This is a genomic window from Aeromonas sp. Y289-2 (genome assembly GCF_027705925.1).
Taxonomy (GTDB): Bacteria; Pseudomonadota; Gammaproteobacteria; order Enterobacterales; family Aeromonadaceae; genus Aeromonas; species Aeromonas veronii.
Genome location: NZ_JAPDCH010000005.1, coordinates 16,249 through 35,787 on the forward strand (window position 1 = coordinate 16,249; position 19,539 = coordinate 35,787).

Sequence of the window (19,539 nt, forward strand, 5' to 3'; positions counted from 1 at the left end):
ACATAACAATAACCAGCAACATGGGTGGGAATATGCAGAGGATCACGGGGCGCTGCGCCCTGCACTACGGGGTAACCCTGTCACTATTTTGTCTCTATGGCTGGCAGGTTTGCCCGTTTCTCGAGAGTCTCACCCTGCCCCAGTTGCTGGGGCCAACCCTGGTGACGTTCGCCATCATGTTCGCCGTACGCAATTGGCTGCTCTCAAGGCGGCCCCTGCCGCGCAACGGGCTGGACGGGTTTGGACTGGAGGTGGGTTTCTACCTGCTGGGAGCACTGCTGCTCTCGGGCTACAACGCCCTGACCCACGACTTCCCGCTGGAGAGTCACCTCAAGGTGCTGCTGGGGATGACCACCCTCGGCTTTCTGGTGGCGGCCGATCTGACCCTGGAGCGGGATTGGAATCGGGCCAGAACACGGCAAGCCGAGCAGAGCCTGGCTCTGAGCCACCCGCTGGCCATGCCGATGCCACGCAAGTTCACCCTCTTTACCCTGGCTACCCTCACCCTGCTGGGGGGGGTCTTCTTCTTGCTGTTCAACAAGGATCTGGAGTGGCTGGTGACGGTGGAGCGCAGCCTGCCGAGGGTCGATGCCCAGCACTACATCCTGTGGGAGATCGCCTTCGTGATGACGGTGACCTTCTGTTATCTCGCCCTCATAATTCACGGTTATGGTCGCAATCTCGGCCTATCCCTGCGCCAGCAGACCAGCACAATGGCCAGAGTACAGTGTGGTGACTTCGACGCCCGGGTGCCGGTCACCCGGGATGACGAGTTTGGCCTTATCGCCGCCAGCACCAATCAGATGATCGGTGAGCTGAAATCCCGCAGCGACGAGCTCAACCTGACCCGTGACGTGGCCATCCTTGGCCTCGCCTCGCTGGCGGAGACCCGGGACAACGAGACCGGCGCCCATATCATCCGCACCCAGCATTATGTGAAGGCGCTGGCGCAATACCTCAGTCGCAGCGATTGGGATCGCTATCCGCTCGATGACGCCACCATCGACCTGCTGTTCAAATCGGCCCCGCTGCACGATGTGGGCAAGGTGGGCATTCCCGATGCCATCCTGCTCAAACCGGGCAAGCTGACCGACGAGGAGTTCGCCATCATGAAGCGCCACCCGCAGATCGGCGCCGATGCGCTGGCGAGCGCCGAGGCGCAGCTGGGCTCCAACTCCTTCTTGCGGCTAGCCCGGGAGATCTCCCTCACCCACCACGAAAAGTGGGATGGCAGCGGCTATCCGGCTGGGCTGGCGGGTGAGGACATTCCCCTCTCCGGGCGTTTGATGGCGGTAGCGGATGTCTACGATGCCCTCATCTCGAAACGGGTCTACAAACCTGCTTTCAGCCATGAGGAAGCGAAGGAGATCATCGTGAAGGGGAGCGGCAGCCATTTTGATCCCGGCATTGTCGCGGCGTTTCTCGCCTGTGAGGCGCAGTTCAGGGAGATTGCCGCGCAGTTTCAGGATCACCACTGAGCAAGTACATTCCGACCAGCTTGCCCTGATGGCTGACAGGGCAACCGGCGTCATAAATTGTACACAAACAGGTCTGACCATTGCCGGTTCAGCGCCATGCTGACGGCCTTTGCCAGGCCGCGCCCATATTGATATTTCCCTTTATTTACAGCTATTTTTTGTCATTTTGTGATCCGGACTTGTGCCGATGACGCAACCGGGATCACAAGATGGCAGGAAAAGGCCGCAATTTGCCCTCCGGCGCCAATGATGGCTTCCAATGAAAGCGAGGTTTGCTATCATCCGGAGACATTTTTCATCTGTCGCCGGCTACAAAAGAATACCCTCATGTACACACAGTTCTTCGGCCTCTCGGAACACCCGTTTTCCATCTCGCCCAATCCCAAGTACCTCTATATGAGCGAGCGCCACGGCGAAGCCCTTGCTCATCTCAACTATGGATTGCAGGATGGCGGCGGCTTTGTGCTGCTGACCGGCGAAGTGGGCACCGGCAAAACCACCGTCTCCCGCTGCCTGCTGCAACAGCTGCCCGCCGAGACCGAGATCGCCTATATCCTCAACCCCTCCCTGACCGAACGGGATCTGCTGGCCGCCATCTGCGACGAGTTTCAACTCCCCTATCCCGAGGATGCCGGGATCAAGCGGCTGTTCGACCTTATTCGCGATCACCTGCTGGCCAACCTGGCGGCAGGCAAGCGCAGCGTGGTACTGGTGGATGAGGCGCAGCACCTGCTGCCCGGCGTACTGGAGCAGCTGCGCCTGCTCACCAACCTCGAAACCGACGAACGAAAACTGCTGCAGGTGGTGCTGATCGGTCAGCCCGAGCTGCAACAGATGCTGCGCCAACCCCTGCTGCGTCAGCTGGCCCAGCGCATTACCGCCCGCTATCACCTGCTGCCGCTCTCCCACAGCGATGTGGATGCCTACGTCCGCTTCCGGCTGCAAGTTGCAGGCTGCGTACAACCCATCTTCACCCCGCGCGCCATCAAGACGCTCCATCGCCTGAGTGGCGGCATCCCCCGTTTCATCAACCTCATCTGCGACCGCGCCCTGATCGCCGCTTTCGCCCGTGGCAGCTACAAGATTGTCCACAGCGATATCAGCCAGGCCGCCTTCGAGGTCAATGGCGTGCGGGACGAAGGAAGCTGGGCCTCCGGTCTGATGGTGACGCTGGCGGGCGCCCTGCTGGTGGCCGCAGGCTGGTGGGGTTGGCAATTTTTCGGCGTGTTCCCTACCCGTCCGGTAGTCAAGGTCGAGGTGCCGGTCACCATCGACGAGACCGCCGAGCAGCAGGAGCAGCTGACCGAGGCAATCAATCAGGCCATCGACCCCGACAGCGCCATGCAGAATCTCTATCGGGTCTGGGGTTATGAACCGGAACCGTTCGACGCAACCTGCGATAACGCCCCCCGTGCCGGTCTGCGCTGTCAGGAGGGCGAGGCGAGCCTTGACGAGCTGCGCGCCCTGCAGTATCCCGCCATGATCACGCTCACTGACCAGACTGGCGGCCTCTACTACGCGACCCTGGTCAATCTGGGGCCGAACAAGGCCAGCCTGATGATAGGTGACCAGAGCTGGCAGGTGGATCGCCAGTGGCTCAGCGACAACTGGGGCGGCAGCTACACCCTGCTCTGGCGCATGCCGAAAGGGGGCGTCAGCCTGATTGCCAGCAATGCCGGTCAGACCCAGATCCAGTGGCTCGACAACGCCCTCAGCCGTGCGTTGCAACAACCCGAGCGCAAGGTGCGCCGTTTCGATGGCGAGCTCAAGAACAAGCTGCAGCAGTTCCAGCGAGATCAGGGGCTCACCCCTGATGGCATCGCGGGCAGCAACACCCTGCTGCGTCTCAACGCCCTCTCCGGTGAACCCATGCCCAGACTGGAGGAGGCCTCCTGATGTCTACCCTGCTCAAGGCGCTGCGCCGTGCGCAGCAACCGCAACTCTCCGCCCATATTCCGGCCATGGGCTTGCCCATGCCCCGGGAAGAGGAGCGCAGCCCACGCCGCATCGGCTGGCTGCTGGCTCCCCTGGCCTTGCTGCTGGGGGCGGGCGCCAACTATGGCTGGCATCTGATCCACCTGCGCCCCATCGAGGAGAAGGTGGAGGTGAAAGAGGTGATCACTCCACCCTTCGTGCGGGTCGAACCCAAGGCGATGGTGACTCGTCCGCTGCCCCCGCCCCTGCCGGAGCCGGTGGCCCAACCCAGAGCAGTGGCCAAAAACGAGGGGGTAAGTCAGGGGAATACCCCCACGCTGAGTCTGGCCGAGCAGCTGATGAAAGCCCTCAATGAAACCCCATTGCAGGAGGCGCCACACGCCGCCAGCCAGAACGTGCAACCAGCCCAGTTGATGGCGCTGGGCTCGGCGCCCCAGTCGGTGCGCCAGCAGGTACCGCAATTGAGCTACGGCTCTCATGTGTTCTCCTCCAACCCCGCCAAGCGGGCCGTGGTGCTCAATGGCCGGGAATACCGGGAAGGGAGCGAAATCGCCCCAGGGGTCGTGCTCGCTACCATCGACCAGCAATACATAGTGCTGCAGGTCGCCGGACAGAGCGTGACCCTCAAGGCGCTGCAGGATTGGCGAGGATGAGTACGCACCGTACCCTGATGTTCGCTGGCAAGCAGCGATACACCTCACCTGAGTGCCACTTTTGTGAGCATTCAAAGGTTTACGGTGTGATGAAATATCCATTTTTACGGTTTGGCGCGCCCCGACCCGTTGTGTCACAGCACTCCGCCGTACACAATACGCAGCCGCCCCAGAGCCTGGAATATGTTGATTAATATGACGCTACGATTCAGGGATGACATCTTGACCATGCTGCTGGCCCAGTGCCGACGGCTTCCCATGACCAGAGTCACCCAGGTGGCCTTTCTGGCGCTGCTGATCATGCTGGCCCAGCACAGCGCCGCCCTCACCTGGCGTCTGCTCACCCTGGCAAGCCCGCAAACCAGCCAACCGTGGCAACCCTCCGCCGTGGCGGTCAACGGCCAGAGCAACCCGCGCCTTGAACTGGGCGAGGTAAGCCGACTGGCGCTGTTTGGCAAGGCGATCCCCAAGGCGCAAGCCAAAGCCGCCGTGGCCGCCAATGCGCCGCGTACCCAGCTCAATGCCCAGCTCAACGGAGTGTTGGCCAGCTCGGATCCCGCCAAATCCATCGCCATCATCGCCATGTCCGGCATCCAGAACTCCTACGGGGTCGGTGACATGATTGACGGCACCCAGGCGCGGATCCGGCAGGTCTATCCGGATCGGGTGATCATCGAGCGGGATGGCCGCGACGAGACCCTGATGCTGGATGGCGAGGAGTATGGCAAGCCGCTGCCGCAGACCAACGCCGCCCCCCTTGGCTCCCTGCGCAGCGAGCTGATGGCTGATCCGGGCAAGATCACCGATTACCTCAATATTTCACCGGTTCAGGTGGATGGCCGCATGACCGGCTATCGCCTCAATCCGGGCAGCAATCCTGAGTTTTTCAACCAGAGCGGGCTGCAGGCCAATGACCTGGCCATCAGCATCAACGGGCTGGATTTACGGGACAACATGCAAGCCATGCAGGCGATGCAGCAGATGGCTGGCGCAACGGAAATGACAGTGACCGTCGAGCGACAGGGCGAACAGTTCGACATCTATGTGCGCTTGTCAGAATAATGATTTGGAGTCGTACCAATAATGACCACTAAAGGGAAAAGCTGGCGTCTGGCCACTATCGCAGCGGCACTGATGATGGCGGGCTCAGCCTGGGCCACCGAATACTCTGCCAGTTTCAAGAACGCCGACATTGAAGAGTTCATCAATACGGTGGGCAAGAACCTCAATAAAACCATCATCATAGAGCCCTCGGTGCGCGGCAAGATCAACGTGCGCAGCTACGACCTGCTCAATGAGGAGCAGTACTACCAGTTCTTCCTGAGCGTGCTCGACGTCTACGGCTTTGCCGTGGTGCCGATGGACAACGGGGTGCTCAAGGTGCTGCGCTCGCGGGATGCCAAGACCTCCGCCATTCCGGTGGTGGATGGCAGCAACCCGGGCATGGGCGACGAGATGGTGACTAGAGTCGTGCCGGTGCGCAACGTCTCGGTCCGTGAACTGGCGCCGCTGCTGCGCCAGCTCAACGACAACGCCGGTGGTGGCAACGTGGTGCACTACGAGCCCTCCAACGTGCTGCTGATCACCGGCCGCGCCGCCGTGGTCAATCGTCTGGTAGAGGTGGTGAACCGGGTCGACCGCGCAGGCGATCAGGATGTGGACATCATCAAGCTCAAGTTTGCCTCGGCGGGGGAAATGGTGCGGCTGGTAACCAACCTCAACAAGGATGGCAACCCGCAGGGCGGCACCGCCTCCCTGCTGCTCTCCCCCAAGGTGGTGGCCGACGAGCGCACCAACTCGGTGGTAGTGAGTGGTGAGCCGAAAGCGCGCGCCCGCATCATCCAGATGATGCGCCAGCTCGACCGCGACCTGCAGAGCCAGGGCAACACCCGGGTCTTCTACCTCAAATATGGCAAGGCCAAAGACATGGTCGAGGTGCTCAAGGGGGTCAGCTCCAGCATCGAGGCCGACAAGAAGGGCGGCGGCGCAACCACAGGTGGCGCCAGCATCGGCGGTGGCAAGCTGGCCATCTCCGCTGACGAGACCACCAATGCGCTGGTCATCACCGCCCAGCCGGACGTGATGTCCGAACTGGAGCAGGTGGTGGCCAAGCTCGATATCCGCCGCGCCCAGGTGCTGGTGGAGGCGATCATCGTCGAGATGCAGGATGGCGACGGCCTCACCCTTGGCGTCCAGTGGGGCAATGCCAACGGTGGTGGCACCCAGTTCACCAACTCCGGTCTGCCCCTCGGCAGCGCCATTGCGGCGGGCAAGGATTACCAGAATGGCAAGACCGACACCGCTGCCGGTCTGCTGAAAGAGTTCAACGGCATGGCCGCCGGTTTCTATCACGGCGACTGGGCCATGCTGGCCACGGCGCTGGCCTCCAATACCAAGAACGATATTCTCTCCACCCCGAGTATCGTCACCATGGATAACAAGGAGGCCTCCTTCAACGTCGGTCAGGAGGTCCCGGTCCAGAGCGGTTCGCAAAGCTCCACCACCAGCGATCAGGTGTTCAACACCATCGAGCGCAAGACGGTGGGCACCAAGCTGGTGGTGACCCCGCAGATCAACGAAGGGGATTCGGTGCTGCTCAATATCGAGCAGGAGGTCTCCAGCGTCGCCCAGACCCAGGCGACCGGTACTGCCAACCTTGGCCCCACTTTCGATACCCGTACCGTCAAGAATGCGGTGCTGGTGAAAAGTGGCGAAACTGTGGTGCTGGGCGGTTTGATGGACGAACAGACCAAGGAGCAGGTCTCAAAGGTGCCCTTGCTTGGCGATATCCCGGTGCTGGGCTATCTGTTCCGCTCCACCTCCAACACCACCTCCAAGCGCAACCTGATGGTCTTTATCCGGCCAACCATCTTGCGTGATGCGGACGTCTATACCGGTGTCTCCAGCAACAAATACAGCCTGTTCCGCGCCGAGCAGCTCAATGCCGCCTCGCAGGAGGGGTATCTCACCTCCCCCGCCCGTCAGGTATTGCCTGCCTATGGCCAGGATGTGATGGTGTCGCCCGAGCTGCAAAAAGAGATCCAGAAGCAGATCAACGAGATGCGGAGCAGACAGCAAAGCACTGCCGAGACCACCACCCCGTTTGTGCAGAGTAAGCCCTGATGAGTGCCTACCATCTGGATGGAAGCGTCGGGCCTGCGCCACTGCCCGAGCTCCCCTTTGTCTTTGCCCGCAATTTCGGGGTGATCCTGATTGAGCGGGACGGCGCCCCCGTGCTGCAGTGCCGCCCTGGCGTCACCCCGCAGGCCCTGCTGGAAGTGCGGCGGGTCGCGGGTTGCAGCTTCGCGGTGGAGCAACTCGACAACGAGGCCTTCGAAGAGCTGCTGATGGCTCACTACCAGCGCGACTCCTCCGAGGCGCGCCAGCTGATGGAAGATCTCGGCAACGAGATGGACTTCTTCGCGCTGGCCGAAGAGCTGCCGCAAAGCGAAGATCTGCTGGATGCCGATGACGATGCCCCCATCATTCGCCTCATCAACGCCATGCTGAGCGAGGCGATAAAAGAAGAGGCCTCCGATATCCATATCGAGACCTTCGAGCGAGCACTGGTGATCCGCTTTCGCATCGACGGGGTGCTGCGGGAGATCCTGCGCCCCCATCGCAAGCTGGCCTCACTGCTGGTCTCGCGGATCAAGGTGATGTCGCGAATGGATATCGCCGAGAAGCGGGTACCGCAGGATGGCCGTATCTCGTTGCGGATCGGCGGCCGCGCCGTCGACGTGCGGGTCTCCACCATGCCGTCCAGCTACGGCGAGCGGGTAGTACTGCGTCTGCTCGACAAGAACAACGTGCGCCTCGAGCTCAAGCAGCTGGGGATGACCGCGGCCAACCGCACCATCATCAGCGAGCTCATTCGCAAGCCCCACGGCATTATTCTGGTCACCGGCCCGACCGGTTCCGGTAAATCCACCACCCTCTATGCGGCGCTGTCTGAAATCAACTCGCGGGATCGCAACATCCTGACGGTGGAAGACCCCATCGAATATGACCTCGAGGGGGTGGGCCAGACCCAGGTCAACACCAAGGTGGACATGACCTTCGCCCGCGGCCTGCGCGCCATCCTGCGTCAGGATCCGGATGTGGTGATGGTGGGGGAAATTCGAGACCTAGAAACCGCCCAGATCGCGGTGCAGGCGTCGCTGACCGGTCACCTGGTGATGTCGACCCTGCACACCAACACAGCCATTGGCGCCATCACCCGGATGCGGGACATGGGGATCGAGCCCTTCCTGCTCTCCTCGTCCTTGCTGGCGGTGCTGGCCCAGCGGCTGGTGCGCACCCTCTGTCCCGATTGCCGCGCCCCGCGTCCCATCACCGAGCAGGAGCGCCTCGCCATGGGCATCGAGCTGGCTCCCGATCAGCAGGTGTGGCGCCCGGTCGGCTGCGAGCTGTGCAACCACACCGGCTACCGTGGCCGGACCGGCATCCACGAGCTGGTGGTGATCGACGAAGCGGTGCGTGAAGCCATTCACAGTGCCAGCGGCGAGCTCGCCATCGAGCGGCTGATCCGCGGCCACACCCCCAGCATCCGCCGTGACGGCATCGACAAGGTCCTCAAGGGGCAGACCAGCCTCGAAGAGGTACTGCGCGTGACCCGGGAAGATTGAGATGGCGGCATTCGAATACAAGGCCCTCGACAACAAGGGGCGCAGCAAGAGCGGCGTGATGGAGGGCGACTCAGCCCGTCAGGTACGCCAGCTGCTGCGCGAACAGGGGCTCACCCCCCTCGAGGTGAACGAGACCACCGAGAAGGCGAAACGGGAAGCGACCCGCTTCGCCCTGTTTCGGCGCGGTGCCAGCACTGCCGAGCTGGCTCTGATCACTCGCCAGCTGGCGACCCTGGTGGGGGCCGGTCTCACCATCGAAGAGGCGCTCAAGGCGGTGGCCGAGCAGTGCGAAAAAGCCCACTTGCGCTCTCTGGTGGCGACCGTGCGCAGCAAGGTGGTGGAAGGTTATTCGCTGGCCGACTCGCTGGGGGCTTTTCCCCATGTGTTCGACCAGCTGTTTCGCTCCATGGTGGCGGCCGGTGAAAAGTCGGGCCATCTGGAGAAGGTGCTCAACCGCCTCGCCGACTACACCGAACAGCGCCAGCATATGCGCACCAAGCTGTTGCAGGCGATGATCTACCCCATCGTGCTTACCTGCGTGGCTATCGGGGTTATCTCGATCCTCCTTACCGCCGTAGTGCCCAAGGTGGTGGCCCAGTTTGAACACATGGGCCAGCAGCTGCCGGGCACCACCCGTTTTCTCATCGGTACCAGCGAACTGATGCAGGCCTACGGCCTCTGGTTCCTGCTGCTGATCTTCCTTGGCAGCTTTGTCTGGCGCTGGTGGCTCACCGATGAAAAGCGCCGCCGGCGCTGGCATCAGGTGCTGCTCGGCCTGCCGGTGATTGGCCGGGTCAGTCGCGGTCTCAACACCGCCCGCTTCGCCCGTACTTTAAGCATCCTCAACGCCAGTGCGGTGCCGCTGCTGGAGGGGATGAAAATCTCCGGCGAAGTGCTCTCCAACGACTTTGCCAGAATGCGCATTCTCGAAGCCGCCGAACGGGTGCGCGAGGGGACCAGTCTGCGCAAGTCGCTGACCGAGACCAAGATTTTCCCGCCCATGATGCTGCACATGATCGCCTCCGGCGAGCAGAGCGGCGAGCTCGACAGCATGCTGGAGCGGGCGGCAGACAACCAGGATCGGGAGTTTGAATCCCAGGTCAATATCGCCCTCGGGGTGTTCGAACCCATGCTGGTGGTCTCCATGGCCGGGGTGGTGCTGTTTATCGTGATGTCGATCCTGCAGCCGATCCTCGAGCTCAACAATATGGTGAATATGTAAGTTTCCGGTGTTGGGTGGCGCCGCTGGCGGCCCGTCGAACCCACCCAGTGATCACTCTCTGATGGGCTATCCCATCTCATTCGTTACGGAGCAACTCATGAACAAACGTCGTCAATCCGGTTTTACCCTGCTGGAAGTCATGGTGGTCATCGTGATCCTCGGCATTCTGGCCAGTCTGGTGGTGCCCAACCTGATGGGCAACAAGGAGAAGGCTGACCAGCAGAAAGCGGTCTCCGATATCGTGGCGCTGGAAAACGCCCTCGACATGTACAAGCTGGACAACAACCGCTACCCGACCACCGAACAGGGTCTGGACGCGCTGGTGACCAAGCCTTCTATCGATCCGGCGCCGCGCAGCTACCGCGATGGCGGCTACATCAAGCGCCTGCCGCAAGATCCCTGGGGCAACCCGTACCAGCTGCTGAGCCCGGGCCAGTTCGGCAAGATCGACATCTTCTCCATGGGTCTGGATGGCGAAGCCGGTACCGATGACGACATCGGCAACTGGAACCTTAAGGATTTCCAATAAGTGATATGTCGCCAGCGCATTCACTCCGCCTTGCTGGAGCAGCCTGAATGAAGGCTGCGCCATCTGCTCGTCGCCAATCCGGCTTTACTCTGCTGGAAGTGTTGTTGGTCGCCATGCTGATGGGGCTGGTGGCCACCGCCGTCACCCTCAGCATGGGAGGCGCCAGAGGAGATCGGGAGCTGGACAAGCAGGCGCGTCGCCTGATGGCGACGCTGCAGCTGGCGCAGGAGTATGCGGTGATGGATGGTCGGCTGGTAGGCATTCGCATCGAGGATAACGGCTGGCAGTTTATGCAGCGTCAGGCCAAGGATCGCAAGTGGCTGGCCCTGACTGGCGACAAGCAGATGGGGCCGGTGCAACTGGCCGAGAACATGACGCTGGCGCTGGAGCTAGAAGGCTTTGGCTGGCAGCCGGACTCCGACGAGAAAACCGAACAGAAGCGCGACGAGAAGGAGCGCACGCCGCAGTTGCTCATCTTCCCGGGCGGCGAGCTGAGCCCGTTCGTGCTCACCTTCACCCAGCAGGATGACGATGCCCGCTACACCCGCATCGTCAAAGGGGACGAGTTCGGCCGCCTCACCCTGCTCACCGGCGATGAAGATGAAGAGGTGAGCGAATGAACGCCCGCGGTATGACACTACTCGAAGTCATGGTCGCACTGGCCGTCTTTGCCATAGCGGGTCTGGCGGTAATGAAAACCGCTAGCGAACACCTCTCGGCCCTCAACTATCTGGAGCAGAAGACCCTCGCCACCTGGGTGGTAGAGAATCAGCTGGTGCAACAGAAGCTCGAGAACAAGTGGCCCGGCGACAGCTGGGTGGAAGGGGATGAGCAGATGGCGGGCAGCACCTGGTACTGGCGCTATCGCGGCGTCGCCACCGCCGACAACAACTTCCGGGCGCTCGATATGGAAGTGCGCACCGAGGCCAAGGCCGAGAACCCGGTCGCCATGATGCGGACCTATATCAGCCGATGACCCAGCTATCCGCCCGCACGCCTCGTACCGTCCGTCACGCCGGTTTCACCCTGCTCGAAATGCTGGTGGCGATCGCCATCTTCGCCACTCTCAGCATGGGCGCCTATCAGGTGCTGCAGGGGGTGCTCACCAGTGACGAGGTGGCCAAGCGCAAGGAGATCCGCCTCAACGAACTGCAGCTCGCCTTCACCCTGCTGGAGCGAGACATCACCCAGATGGTGCCGCGCAGCGGTCGCATCGAGGGGGAGAACAACAAGGTGCTGCTGGCGGCCTCCCGGTTCGGCCAGCAGAGCGATGACTGGGGCATGGCCTTTATGCGCAGCGGCTGGCTCAACCCGGACGGCATGCTGCCCCGCTCCCATCTGCAGCGGGTCGGCTGGCGCCTCAAGGATCAGAAGTTGGAGCGCCTGAGCTATCTCTATCCGGATCCGGTGATCGGCACCGAGCCGCGCATCCAGCCGGTGCTGACGGGGGTCACGGCGTTTCGCCTCTACTTCTTCGACAAGGGCAACTGGAAAGAGGAGTGGACCCAGCGCAGCGTGCTGCCCCACGGGTTGGCAGTGGAGCTGGATCTGGAAGATTACGGCACCATTCGCCGTCAGTTCCTGATTGGCGCCGGCGGCCAACGCGCCGAAGAGAACAGCCAGAGCAGCAACCCCGACCAGGGGGGCGGCAACAACAGCAATAACGGGAACAACGGCGGCAACGGCAATACCAATGGCGGTAATGGTGACAACCAGAACGGAGGGGGCGCCAATGCGGGCTAATCTCGCCGCCCCCGGTCGCCAGCGCGGCATGGCGCTGCTGGTGGTGCTGCTGATCCTCTCGGTGATGGTGATCATCGCCAGCAATATGAGCGGCCGCCTGCAGCTTGAGCTGCGCCGCACCGCCAACATCACCACCGGCAAACAGGCATGGTGGTATGCCCTCTCGGCAGAGGCGCTGGTGAGCAAGGTGCTGACGCAGGATTTCAAGGACAATCCCGAGGTGGTCAACCTCAGCCAGAACTGGGCCCGCAAGAACACTGTATTTCCGGTGGACGATGGCCAGCTCAAAGGCGAGGTGACCGACCTGCAATCCTGCTTCAACCTCAACAGCCTGAGCGTGGCCTCCAAGGCGGGGAGCGGCGAGGAGCTGGCGCAGCAGCCCTATCCGGTGCAGGTGTTTCGCGAACTGCTCAAGCAGCTGGCGATGGATGATTACGAGGCGGCCCAGCTCACCGATGCCATCCGTGACTGGACCGACAAGGATACGGTGCTGGTCTCCAGCCTTGGCGCAGAGGACGCCTATTACGAGGGGCTCAAGCCCCCCTACCTCACCGCCAACCAGTGGATGCTGGGCAAGGATGAGCTGAGGGCGGTGCGCGGGGTGACTGCCCGGGTCTATGCCAAACTGGCCCCCTATGTCTGCACCCTGCCCAACGACAAGTTGAAGATCAATATCAATACCCTTGCCCCCCAGCGCCCCGAGCTGCTGGTTGCCCTCTATCTGGGCACTATCGGGCTGGATGACGCCAAGCGAGTACTGAATGAGCGGCCACAGAAGGGGTGGAAAGAGAGCAAGCTGATGACAGACATGCTCGCTCCGGTCGATGCGGTGAAAGGGCTGAAAGATGCGCTGGTAGTCAAGAGCGACTTCTTCGAAGCCCGAGTCGTGGCCGAGGTCGGCGACAACCGGGCCTGGCTCGAAACCCTGTTCCAGCGGGGCAAGGACAATAAACTGGTGATGCTGCGCCGCCTCAGTAGCGGCGCCGAATAAACAGCGCACCTGCAGGCCATCGCCCGCGGGTACGAGAGATGTTGGATGCAGCCTGCGGGCTGCGCACCGGTTGCCAGGGCGCACAACGCCCTTTGCAAACCGGTATCGCAGGAGAGAGATGCGTGAGCGAAAGTCTGGTCATCCGACTGGGGACCAATAAACAACAACCTGTGGCCTGGCTGGTCTGGTCCGGTCAGGAGCAGGAGATCATCGCCTCCGGCACCCTGCCCTCGGCCGATGCCCTGGGCGAGCTGCAGGAGCGGGCCGGTGGCCGCCCCGTGGTCACGCTAGTGCCGGGCAGCGATCTGATCTTCCGGCGCGTCACCCTGCCGGGTCGCTACAACCGCCAGTCGGCGGCGGCCCTCCCCTACCTGCTGGAGGAGCAGATCGCCTCCGACGTGGACGAGCTCCATCTGGTGGTGCTGGCCCATGAGGGCCAGCAGGTGGATCTGATGGCGGTGGATCGGCAGAAGATGGCCGAGTGGCTCGGCTGGCTCGATGCCGCAGGCCTCAAGAGCCTGCAACTGCTGCCCGATGTGCTGGCGCTGCCACAGGCCGCTGATGGCTGGTCTGCGCTGCAACTCGGCAATGAGTGGCTGGTACGCCAAGGCCCCTGTCAGGGGATCGTCGCCGACGAGCCACTGCTGGCCATCTTGCTGGCAACCGAAGCCGAGCCGGTCACCATCCACAGCCACACCCCGGTGCCCGCCATTGCCGCCGCCAACTGGCAGGCAGCGGAGCCCGAGCTCCCCATGCTGCTGCTGGCCAAAGGGGCCCTCATCTGCCGGGCCAACCTGCTGACCGGTCCCTACCGACCGCAGACCGAATATGCCCGCTACTGGTTGCAGTGGCGCAAGGTAGCCATCACCGCGGGTCTGTTGCTGCTGGTGGCCCTCGGCCAGCGCGGGGTGCAGCTTTATCAGCTCACCGAGCAGGACAAGGCGCTGAAAGCGGAGATCCGTGCCGTCTATACCCGCATCTTCCCGGGTGAGAGCCGCATCGTGAACGTGCGCAGCCAGATGACCCAGCATCTGCAACAGATGGGACAAGCCCCGCAAAACGGCGTACTGCTGATGCTCACCGAGCTGGCCCCCACCTTTGCCGAAGTACCCGGCCTCAAGCCGCAGGTGATGCGCTTTGATGCCAGTCGCCGCGAGCTGCGGCTGCAGGTGACCGCTCCCGGCTTCGCCGAGATCGAGCGGTTCCGTGAGCTGGCTGGCAAGCAATTCGAGGTACAGCAAGGCGAGGTGCGCAGCACCGAGGGCAAGGTAGAGGGCGCACTGGTGCTCAAGGGTAAATCATCATGATGGAAAAATTGCAGAGCTGGTGGCACGGCATAACCGCACGGGAACAGCGGCTGGTGGCTGCAGGCGGCGTTTTGCTGCTGGTCGGTCTCTTCTACTGGAGCGTCTGGCAGCCCATCGCCAACCGCATCGCAGAGCGGGAGCGGCAGGTGCAGAACCAGCAGCAGACCCTCGCCTGGCTCAAGGAGAAAGGTGAAGAGGTGCTGGCCATGCAGGGTGGCTCGGGTCGCCAGATCGACACCAGCGGCACCCTGGAAGGGGTGGTCAACCGCACCGCCTTCAACCATAAGATCAAGATTGCCCGGCTGCAACCCCAGGCGCAGGAGTTGCAAGTGTGGATCGACACGGTCCAGTTCGATGACTTGCTGCTCTGGCTCTCCACGCTGGTGGAGCAGCACGGCATTCAGGTTCAAATCATCGAGATCGCCCGCGAGGATCTGGCCCCGGGTCTGGTCAAGGTCAGACGTTTGCAGTTGAGTCGTCCCCAATGAAAAAACGCATCCTGATTGCCAGCCTGTTTCTGGCCGCCTATCTGGTATTCCTGCTGGCCACCCTGCCCGCGGCACTGGTGGCTCGCCATCTGCCGCTGCCTGCCAATGCTGCCAACCTGCTGAAACTGGAAGGGGTGAGCGGCACCCTCTGGAACGGCCAGATTGCCCGACTGCAATATGCCAGCGAATCGGTGAACCAGCTGCGCTGGGATCTCAACGGCTGGTCGCTGCTGCGCTTCGCCCCCGAAGTGGCCATTCGCTTTGGCGATCGCAACGGCCTCAATGGTCAGGGCGTTGTCGGCTGGAATGGCGCCGCCTTCGGCCGGGATCTAACCTTCAACGCCCCCGCCCCCTGGTTGATGAGCCGGGTGCCGATGCGCCTGCCGATCCCGATCTCCGTCAGCGGTCAGCTGCAGCTCAAAGTGGAGCAGTTTGCCCAGGGCAACCCCTGGTGTGACAACCTCTACGGCAACCTCGACTGGTACAACGCCAGCGCCGATACCCCGGCGGGCAAGCTGGATCTGGCCGACCCCGAGGTGAAACTCACCTGCCTCGACTCCAAACTGGTGGCCGAACTCAAGCAGGGCTCGGATGCGGTACAGACCATGGGTCGCCTCGAGCTGCAACCCAATGGCCAGTACCTGTTCCAGGGCACCCTGAAACCGGGCCCCGAACTGCCACCGCAGATGCAACAGGGGCTCCCCTTCCTCGGCCAGCCCGACAGTCAGGGGCGCTTCCCCCTGCGCTATCAGGGGCGGATCTAAGCCATCATTCAAGGTGAAAATGGCTCAGGGACAACCCGAGCCATTTTTATCGTCCATGTGACGTGTCAGTTGAAATGCCAGATACGACAGATACAAAAAAGCCCAAGCGGGTGACCGCTTGGGCTTTCTCTTTGAATATGGCGGAGGAGGTGGGATTTGAACCCACGGATGGTCGCCCATCGCCGGTTTTCAAGACCGGTGCATTCAGCCGCTCTGCCACCCCTCCGAATGGCGTGCATACTACGCTAAGCCCTTGTTCATATGCAATACATATTTCCTGTGGGATAGTGTGCGGGAGCAAAATGGCAGGTGGCTTGAAATTGTTCCTCGTCATCCCTATTTGTTCTACATACAATGCGTAAACATGCAGTAACAAACAGCGATCACGAGGCGGCTGCTCGCCGTCTCACCCGGACATCAAGAGGACACCCAAGATGGATACCCGTTCTATCTACACTGGCACCCAAAGTGCCGTACGCGATACCAACAAGGTGCTGCGTAACACCTATATGCTGCTCTCCCTCACTCTGGGCTTCTCTGCCGTGGTGGCGGGGGTCGCTACCGTGATGAACATGCCGCCGCTGCACTGGGCCGTGTTCCTGATCGGTGTCTACGGTCTGATGTTCCTGACCGAGAAGAATCGCAACAACGGCATGGGGCTGGTCTTCACCTTCGCCCTGACCGGTCTGTTGGGCTATAGCCTGGGCCCCATCATCAACATGTACATGAACAATGGTGGTGGCGAGATCGTGATGACCGCCCTTGGCGGCACCGCGCTCACCTTCTTCGGTCTGTCGGCCTATGCTCTGACTACCAAGCGTGACCTCTCTTTCATCGGCGGCATGCTGTTCGTCGGTTTCTGGGTACTGCTGGTGGCCATGATTGCCAACATCTTCCTGCAGATGAGCGCCCTGAGCCTGGCTCTGTCCGCCATGTTCATGCTCTTCTCCTCCGGTGCCATCCTGCTGACTACCCAGCAGATCGTGCGCGGCGGCGAGACCAACTACATCTCCGCCACCGTCACCCTGTATGTCTCCATCTACAACATCTTCCTGAGCTTGCTGAGCCTGCTTGGCGGCAACCGCAACTAATCAGAAACCCCGCTTCGGCGGGGTTTTTATTGGCTCCTCTTTCTGTCAGGATAAGTTGTAAATCAAGGATATGAAGCGAAGTGGCCCTGATTTGGATCAGGGCCACTTCGCGCTTGGCGGGTTACTATCTCGCTCTCGTTTCGATCAAGGGTTTCACCTGTCTCATGCCGATGGATCTCTCTGGCCTGCTGCGCCGACTGCTGACCGATAGTCACATCTACTTCGCCCTCAAGGTACTGCTGGCCATTCTCGGTCTGCTCGCCTTCACCCTGGCCACCGGCAATATCCAGCTCACCGTGCTGCTCTCCCTCGGGGTCGTGGCGGGCGCCATCGCCGAAACCGACGACAGCCTGTGGGGACGCCTCAAAAACCTCGCCATGACGCTGATTTGCTTCATGTTTGCGTCCCTGTGCGTGCAGTATCTCTACCCCACCCCCTGGCTGTTTGCCATCGGGCTGGCCAGCTCCACCTTTATCTTCGTGATGGTGGGGGCGCTCGGCGCTCGCTACGCCACCATCAGTTTCGGCTCGCTGCTGATCGCCATCTACACCATGCTGGGTGCCGCCAAGGCACCGGATCTCTTCTACCAACCGCTGGCGCTCGGCGCTGGCGCCCTTTGGTACGGGCTGGTCTCGTTTATCTGGCTCTGGCTGCTGCCCTACAAAACCCTGCACGAGCAGCTGGCCCAGAGCTACTTCGCCCTTGGTCGCTACCTGCTGGAAAAATCCCGCTTCTTCCCGGCGGACGAGCACGGCGCCCAGGCCATTCGCCACAATCTGGCCCAGCTCAACATCAATCTGGTGAGCGCGCTGACCCTCACCAAATCGGCCCTCAACGCCCGCCTGAGCCGCCGTCATCCGGCCAGCCCCGAGCTGGCCAGCCTGCTGCGCCTCTACCTGCTGGCGCTGGAAATTCACGAGCGTGCCACCTCCAGCCACTACCCCTACAGCCGGCTGGAAGCGGAGCTCAAGCAGGGCATCGTACTGGAAGGGTTTCAGGAGGTGTTCCTGCAGCTCTCCGAGGCGTGCCAGCGGCTCGGTTACGCCATTCTGGTGCACAAGCCCTACGCCCATAACAAGCGCATCCACTGGACGCTGGAGGCCCTTGGCGATCAGCTGGAGTTCACCAATCTCAAGCAGCACTACCCGAAAACCCTGCTGACGCCGATGAAGTTCCTGCGCCGCAATCTGGCCAGCATCAACCAGTTGCTGGGCAGCGCCGAAGTGTTGCAAAACCCCGAGCAGCCAGAGCAGGAGCTGCCCGCGCTGGCGCGCCCGCCCCGCCTGCCGCTGCTGACCCAGCTCAAGCAGCACCTCACCTTGCACTCCATGGTGTTTCGCCACGCGCTGCGCCTCTCCCTAGGACTGGTGATCGGCTACGGCATACTGCAAGCCTTTGATCTGGAAAAGGGCTACTGGATTTTGCTGACCGTGCTGTTTGTCTGCCAGCCCAGCTACAGCGCCACCCGCCGCCGACTGGTGCAGCGGATGCTCGGCACCTTCGCCGGCATACTGGTGGGCATTCCGGTGCTCTGGCTCTTCCCCGAGCTGCACGTCCAGCTGGTGGTGATGGGGCTCGCCGCCTTCCTGTTTTTCACTCAGGTGCGCAACAACTACAGCGCCGCGGTCTGCTTTATCACCCTCTACGTGCTGATGGCGTTCAACCTGCTTGATGGCATCGGCTTTGCCATTCTGGGGCCGCGGCTGCTCGATACCTTGCTCGGCTGCCTGATCTCTTACGGGCTGGTAGCCTGGCTGTGGCCTGACTGGCAGTACAAGCGGCTGCCGACGCTGATCGCCAACTCGCTCTCGGCCAACGCCCGCTACCTCTCGGCGGTGCTGGCGAGCCTCAAGCAGCAGCGGGACGAGTCCATCGACTATCGGGTGGCGCGCAAGAGCGCCCATCTGGCGGACAGCGAACTGGCCACCGCCTGGCAGAGCATGCTGGTGGAGCCGCAAAAGCGCCGCCGCTTCCTCGATCTCTGCTTTACCCTCACCTGGCGCAACCACGCCCTGCTCTCCTACATCTCGGCGCTGGGGGCCCATCGCGACAAGCTGGAGGCCATCAGCGGGCTGGATGAGGTGCGCCACCACATCTGCCACACCCTTGAGCAGGCCGCCGGTCATCTGGCGGGCAATCCCTCCAGCTCCATCGGTGGTCAGTGCCCCCTTCTTTGCACGGACAGCAGCCCGGACAGCAGCGAGGAGCAGCTGATGCTGACCCAGCAGCTCAACCTGATCAGCGAGCTGGCAGATCAGCTGCTGCATCTGGCCAACGAGAGCCGGTTGCTCACCGGGGATCAAGGCGCTACCATGCCCGCCCAATCCTGATAGCCCCATTAGCGAGGAGCCCCCCATGTCTGCGTCCGAAAAACATCAGCTGGAATTCAACGGCCAACTCATCGAGACCGATGCCAAGGGCTACCTGCTCAACAGCAACGACTGGAGCGAGGAGCTGGCGCTGGTGCTGGCTGCGCAGGAGGGGATCACGCTTGAGGAGCCGCACTGGGAAGTGGTGCGCTTTGTGCGCGCCTTCTATCTGGAGTTCAACACCTCCCCCGCCATCCGCGCGCTGGTCAAGGCGATGGAGAAACAGTACGGCCCCGAGAAGGGCAACAGCCGCTACCTCTACAAGCTGTTCCCGGAAGGCCCAGCCAAGCAGGCGACCAAGATTGGCGGCCTGCCCAAACCGGTGAAGTGCATCTGATCCC

The 19,539-nt window shown here is 62.1% G+C and carries 17 protein-coding genes, 1 tRNA gene and 1 pseudogene; 18 read left to right on the forward strand and 1 reads right to left on the reverse strand.

The window, feature by feature from the left end:
- Nucleotides 1-32: 32 nt before the first annotated feature.
- The 15 genes and pseudogenes from OKC43_RS09460 (at nucleotide 33) to exeN (ending at nucleotide 15,738) form a co-directional block, all read left to right on the forward strand.
- Entirely contained in the window at nucleotides 33-1,478 is a 1,446-nt protein-coding gene (locus OKC43_RS09460) for an HD domain-containing phosphohydrolase (protein ID WP_270659008.1), read from the forward strand.
- 327 nt (nucleotides 1,479-1,805) lie between these two features.
- Nucleotides 1,806-3,374, forward strand: coding sequence for an ExeA family protein (locus tag OKC43_RS09465; protein WP_216948210.1), 1,569 nt, complete (start codon nucleotides 1,806-1,808; stop codon nucleotides 3,372-3,374).
- Nucleotides 3,374-4,066, forward strand: a complete 693-nt coding sequence (exeB, locus tag OKC43_RS09470) for a GspB family T2SS assembly factor variant ExeB (protein ID WP_201952052.1) — start codon at nucleotides 3,374-3,376, stop codon at nucleotides 4,064-4,066. Before OKC43_RS09465 ends, exeB begins: the two co-directional genes overlap by 1 nt.
- 228 nt (nucleotides 4,067-4,294) lie before the next feature.
- A complete protein-coding gene (gene exeC / locus OKC43_RS09475; protein WP_270659163.1) occupies nucleotides 4,295-5,128 on the forward strand; it encodes a GspC family type II secretion system variant ExeC in 834 nt (277 codons plus the stop codon).
- 21 nt (nucleotides 5,129-5,149) lie between these two features.
- Nucleotides 5,150-7,189, forward strand: a complete 2,040-nt coding sequence (exeD, locus tag OKC43_RS09480) for a GspD family T2SS secretin variant ExeD (protein ID WP_270659011.1) — start codon at nucleotides 5,150-5,152, stop codon at nucleotides 7,187-7,189.
- Nucleotides 7,189-8,694, forward strand: coding sequence for a GspE family T2SS ATPase variant ExeE (gene exeE / locus OKC43_RS09485; RefSeq protein WP_005338295.1), 1,506 nt, complete (start codon nucleotides 7,189-7,191; stop codon nucleotides 8,692-8,694). The genes exeD and exeE overlap by 1 nt, the downstream gene beginning before the upstream one ends.
- A 1-nt stretch (nucleotide 8,695) precedes the next feature.
- Complete coding sequence (exeF, locus tag OKC43_RS09490) at nucleotides 8,696-9,916, forward strand: GspF family T2SS innner membrane protein variant ExeF (RefSeq protein ID WP_005338296.1); 1,221 nt, start codon at nucleotides 8,696-8,698, stop codon at nucleotides 9,914-9,916.
- A 97-nt stretch (nucleotides 9,917-10,013) separates the two neighbouring features.
- Nucleotides 10,014-10,445, forward strand: coding sequence for a GspG family T2SS major pseudopilin variant ExeG (gene exeG, locus OKC43_RS09495; RefSeq protein WP_005338297.1), 432 nt, complete (start codon nucleotides 10,014-10,016; stop codon nucleotides 10,443-10,445).
- 47 nt (nucleotides 10,446-10,492) lie between these two features.
- Nucleotides 10,493-11,065 (forward strand): GspH family T2SS minor pseudopilin variant ExeH, encoded by a 573-nt coding sequence (gene exeH, locus OKC43_RS09500; protein WP_270659014.1) that lies wholly within the window; start codon nucleotides 10,493-10,495, stop codon nucleotides 11,063-11,065.
- Nucleotides 11,062-11,421: a GspI family T2SS minor pseudopilin variant ExeI gene (exeI, locus tag OKC43_RS09505; RefSeq protein WP_005338301.1), complete on the forward strand. Its 360-nt coding sequence runs from the start codon at nucleotides 11,062-11,064 to the stop codon at nucleotides 11,419-11,421. Before exeH ends, exeI begins: the two co-directional genes overlap by 4 nt.
- Nucleotides 11,418-12,065: pseudogene (gene gspJ / locus OKC43_RS09510) on the forward strand (type II secretion system minor pseudopilin GspJ); the annotation flags it as partial. The gene exeI and the pseudogene gspJ, both read left to right, overlap by 4 nt.
- A gap of 112 nt (nucleotides 12,066-12,177) precedes the next feature.
- On the forward strand, nucleotides 12,178-13,179 hold the full coding sequence (gene exeK / locus OKC43_RS09515) for a GspK family T2SS minor pseudopilin variant ExeK (RefSeq protein WP_236272622.1): 1,002 nt from the start codon (nucleotides 12,178-12,180) through the stop codon (nucleotides 13,177-13,179).
- A gap of 122 nt (nucleotides 13,180-13,301) precedes the next feature.
- Nucleotides 13,302-14,486, forward strand: a complete 1,185-nt coding sequence (exeL, locus tag OKC43_RS09520; protein WP_236272621.1) for a GspL family type II secretion system protein ExeL — start codon at nucleotides 13,302-13,304, stop codon at nucleotides 14,484-14,486.
- Entirely contained in the window at nucleotides 14,483-14,974 is a 492-nt protein-coding gene (exeM, locus tag OKC43_RS09525) for a GspM family type II secretion system protein ExeM (RefSeq protein WP_005350039.1), read from the forward strand. The genes exeL and exeM overlap by 4 nt, the downstream gene beginning before the upstream one ends.
- The gene (exeN, locus tag OKC43_RS09530) at nucleotides 14,971-15,738 is read left to right on the forward strand and encodes a GspN family type II secretion system protein ExeN (RefSeq protein WP_236272620.1); all 768 of its coding nucleotides are present in this window, start codon (nucleotides 14,971-14,973) and stop codon (nucleotides 15,736-15,738) included. Before exeM ends, exeN begins: the two co-directional genes overlap by 4 nt.
- Nucleotides 15,739-15,876: 138 nt before the next feature.
- Here exeN and OKC43_RS09535 read toward each other — a convergent pair.
- Nucleotides 15,877-15,964, reverse strand: a tRNA-Ser gene (locus OKC43_RS09535).
- Nucleotides 15,965-16,172: 208 nt separating this feature from the next.
- Here OKC43_RS09535 and OKC43_RS09540 point away from each other — a divergent pair.
- The 3 genes from OKC43_RS09540 (at nucleotide 16,173) to OKC43_RS09550 (ending at nucleotide 19,535) form a co-directional block, all read left to right on the forward strand.
- Complete coding sequence (locus OKC43_RS09540) at nucleotides 16,173-16,829, forward strand: Bax inhibitor-1/YccA family protein (protein ID WP_005338308.1); 657 nt, start codon at nucleotides 16,173-16,175, stop codon at nucleotides 16,827-16,829.
- A gap of 164 nt (nucleotides 16,830-16,993) precedes the next feature.
- Entirely contained in the window at nucleotides 16,994-19,159 is a 2,166-nt protein-coding gene (gene yccS, locus OKC43_RS09545) for a YccS family putative transporter (RefSeq protein WP_201967246.1), read from the forward strand.
- A gap of 25 nt (nucleotides 19,160-19,184) precedes the next feature.
- On the forward strand, nucleotides 19,185-19,535 hold the full coding sequence (locus OKC43_RS09550; protein ID WP_019446869.1) for a TusE/DsrC/DsvC family sulfur relay protein: 351 nt from the start codon (nucleotides 19,185-19,187) through the stop codon (nucleotides 19,533-19,535).
- Nucleotides 19,536-19,539 lie beyond the last annotated feature (4 nt).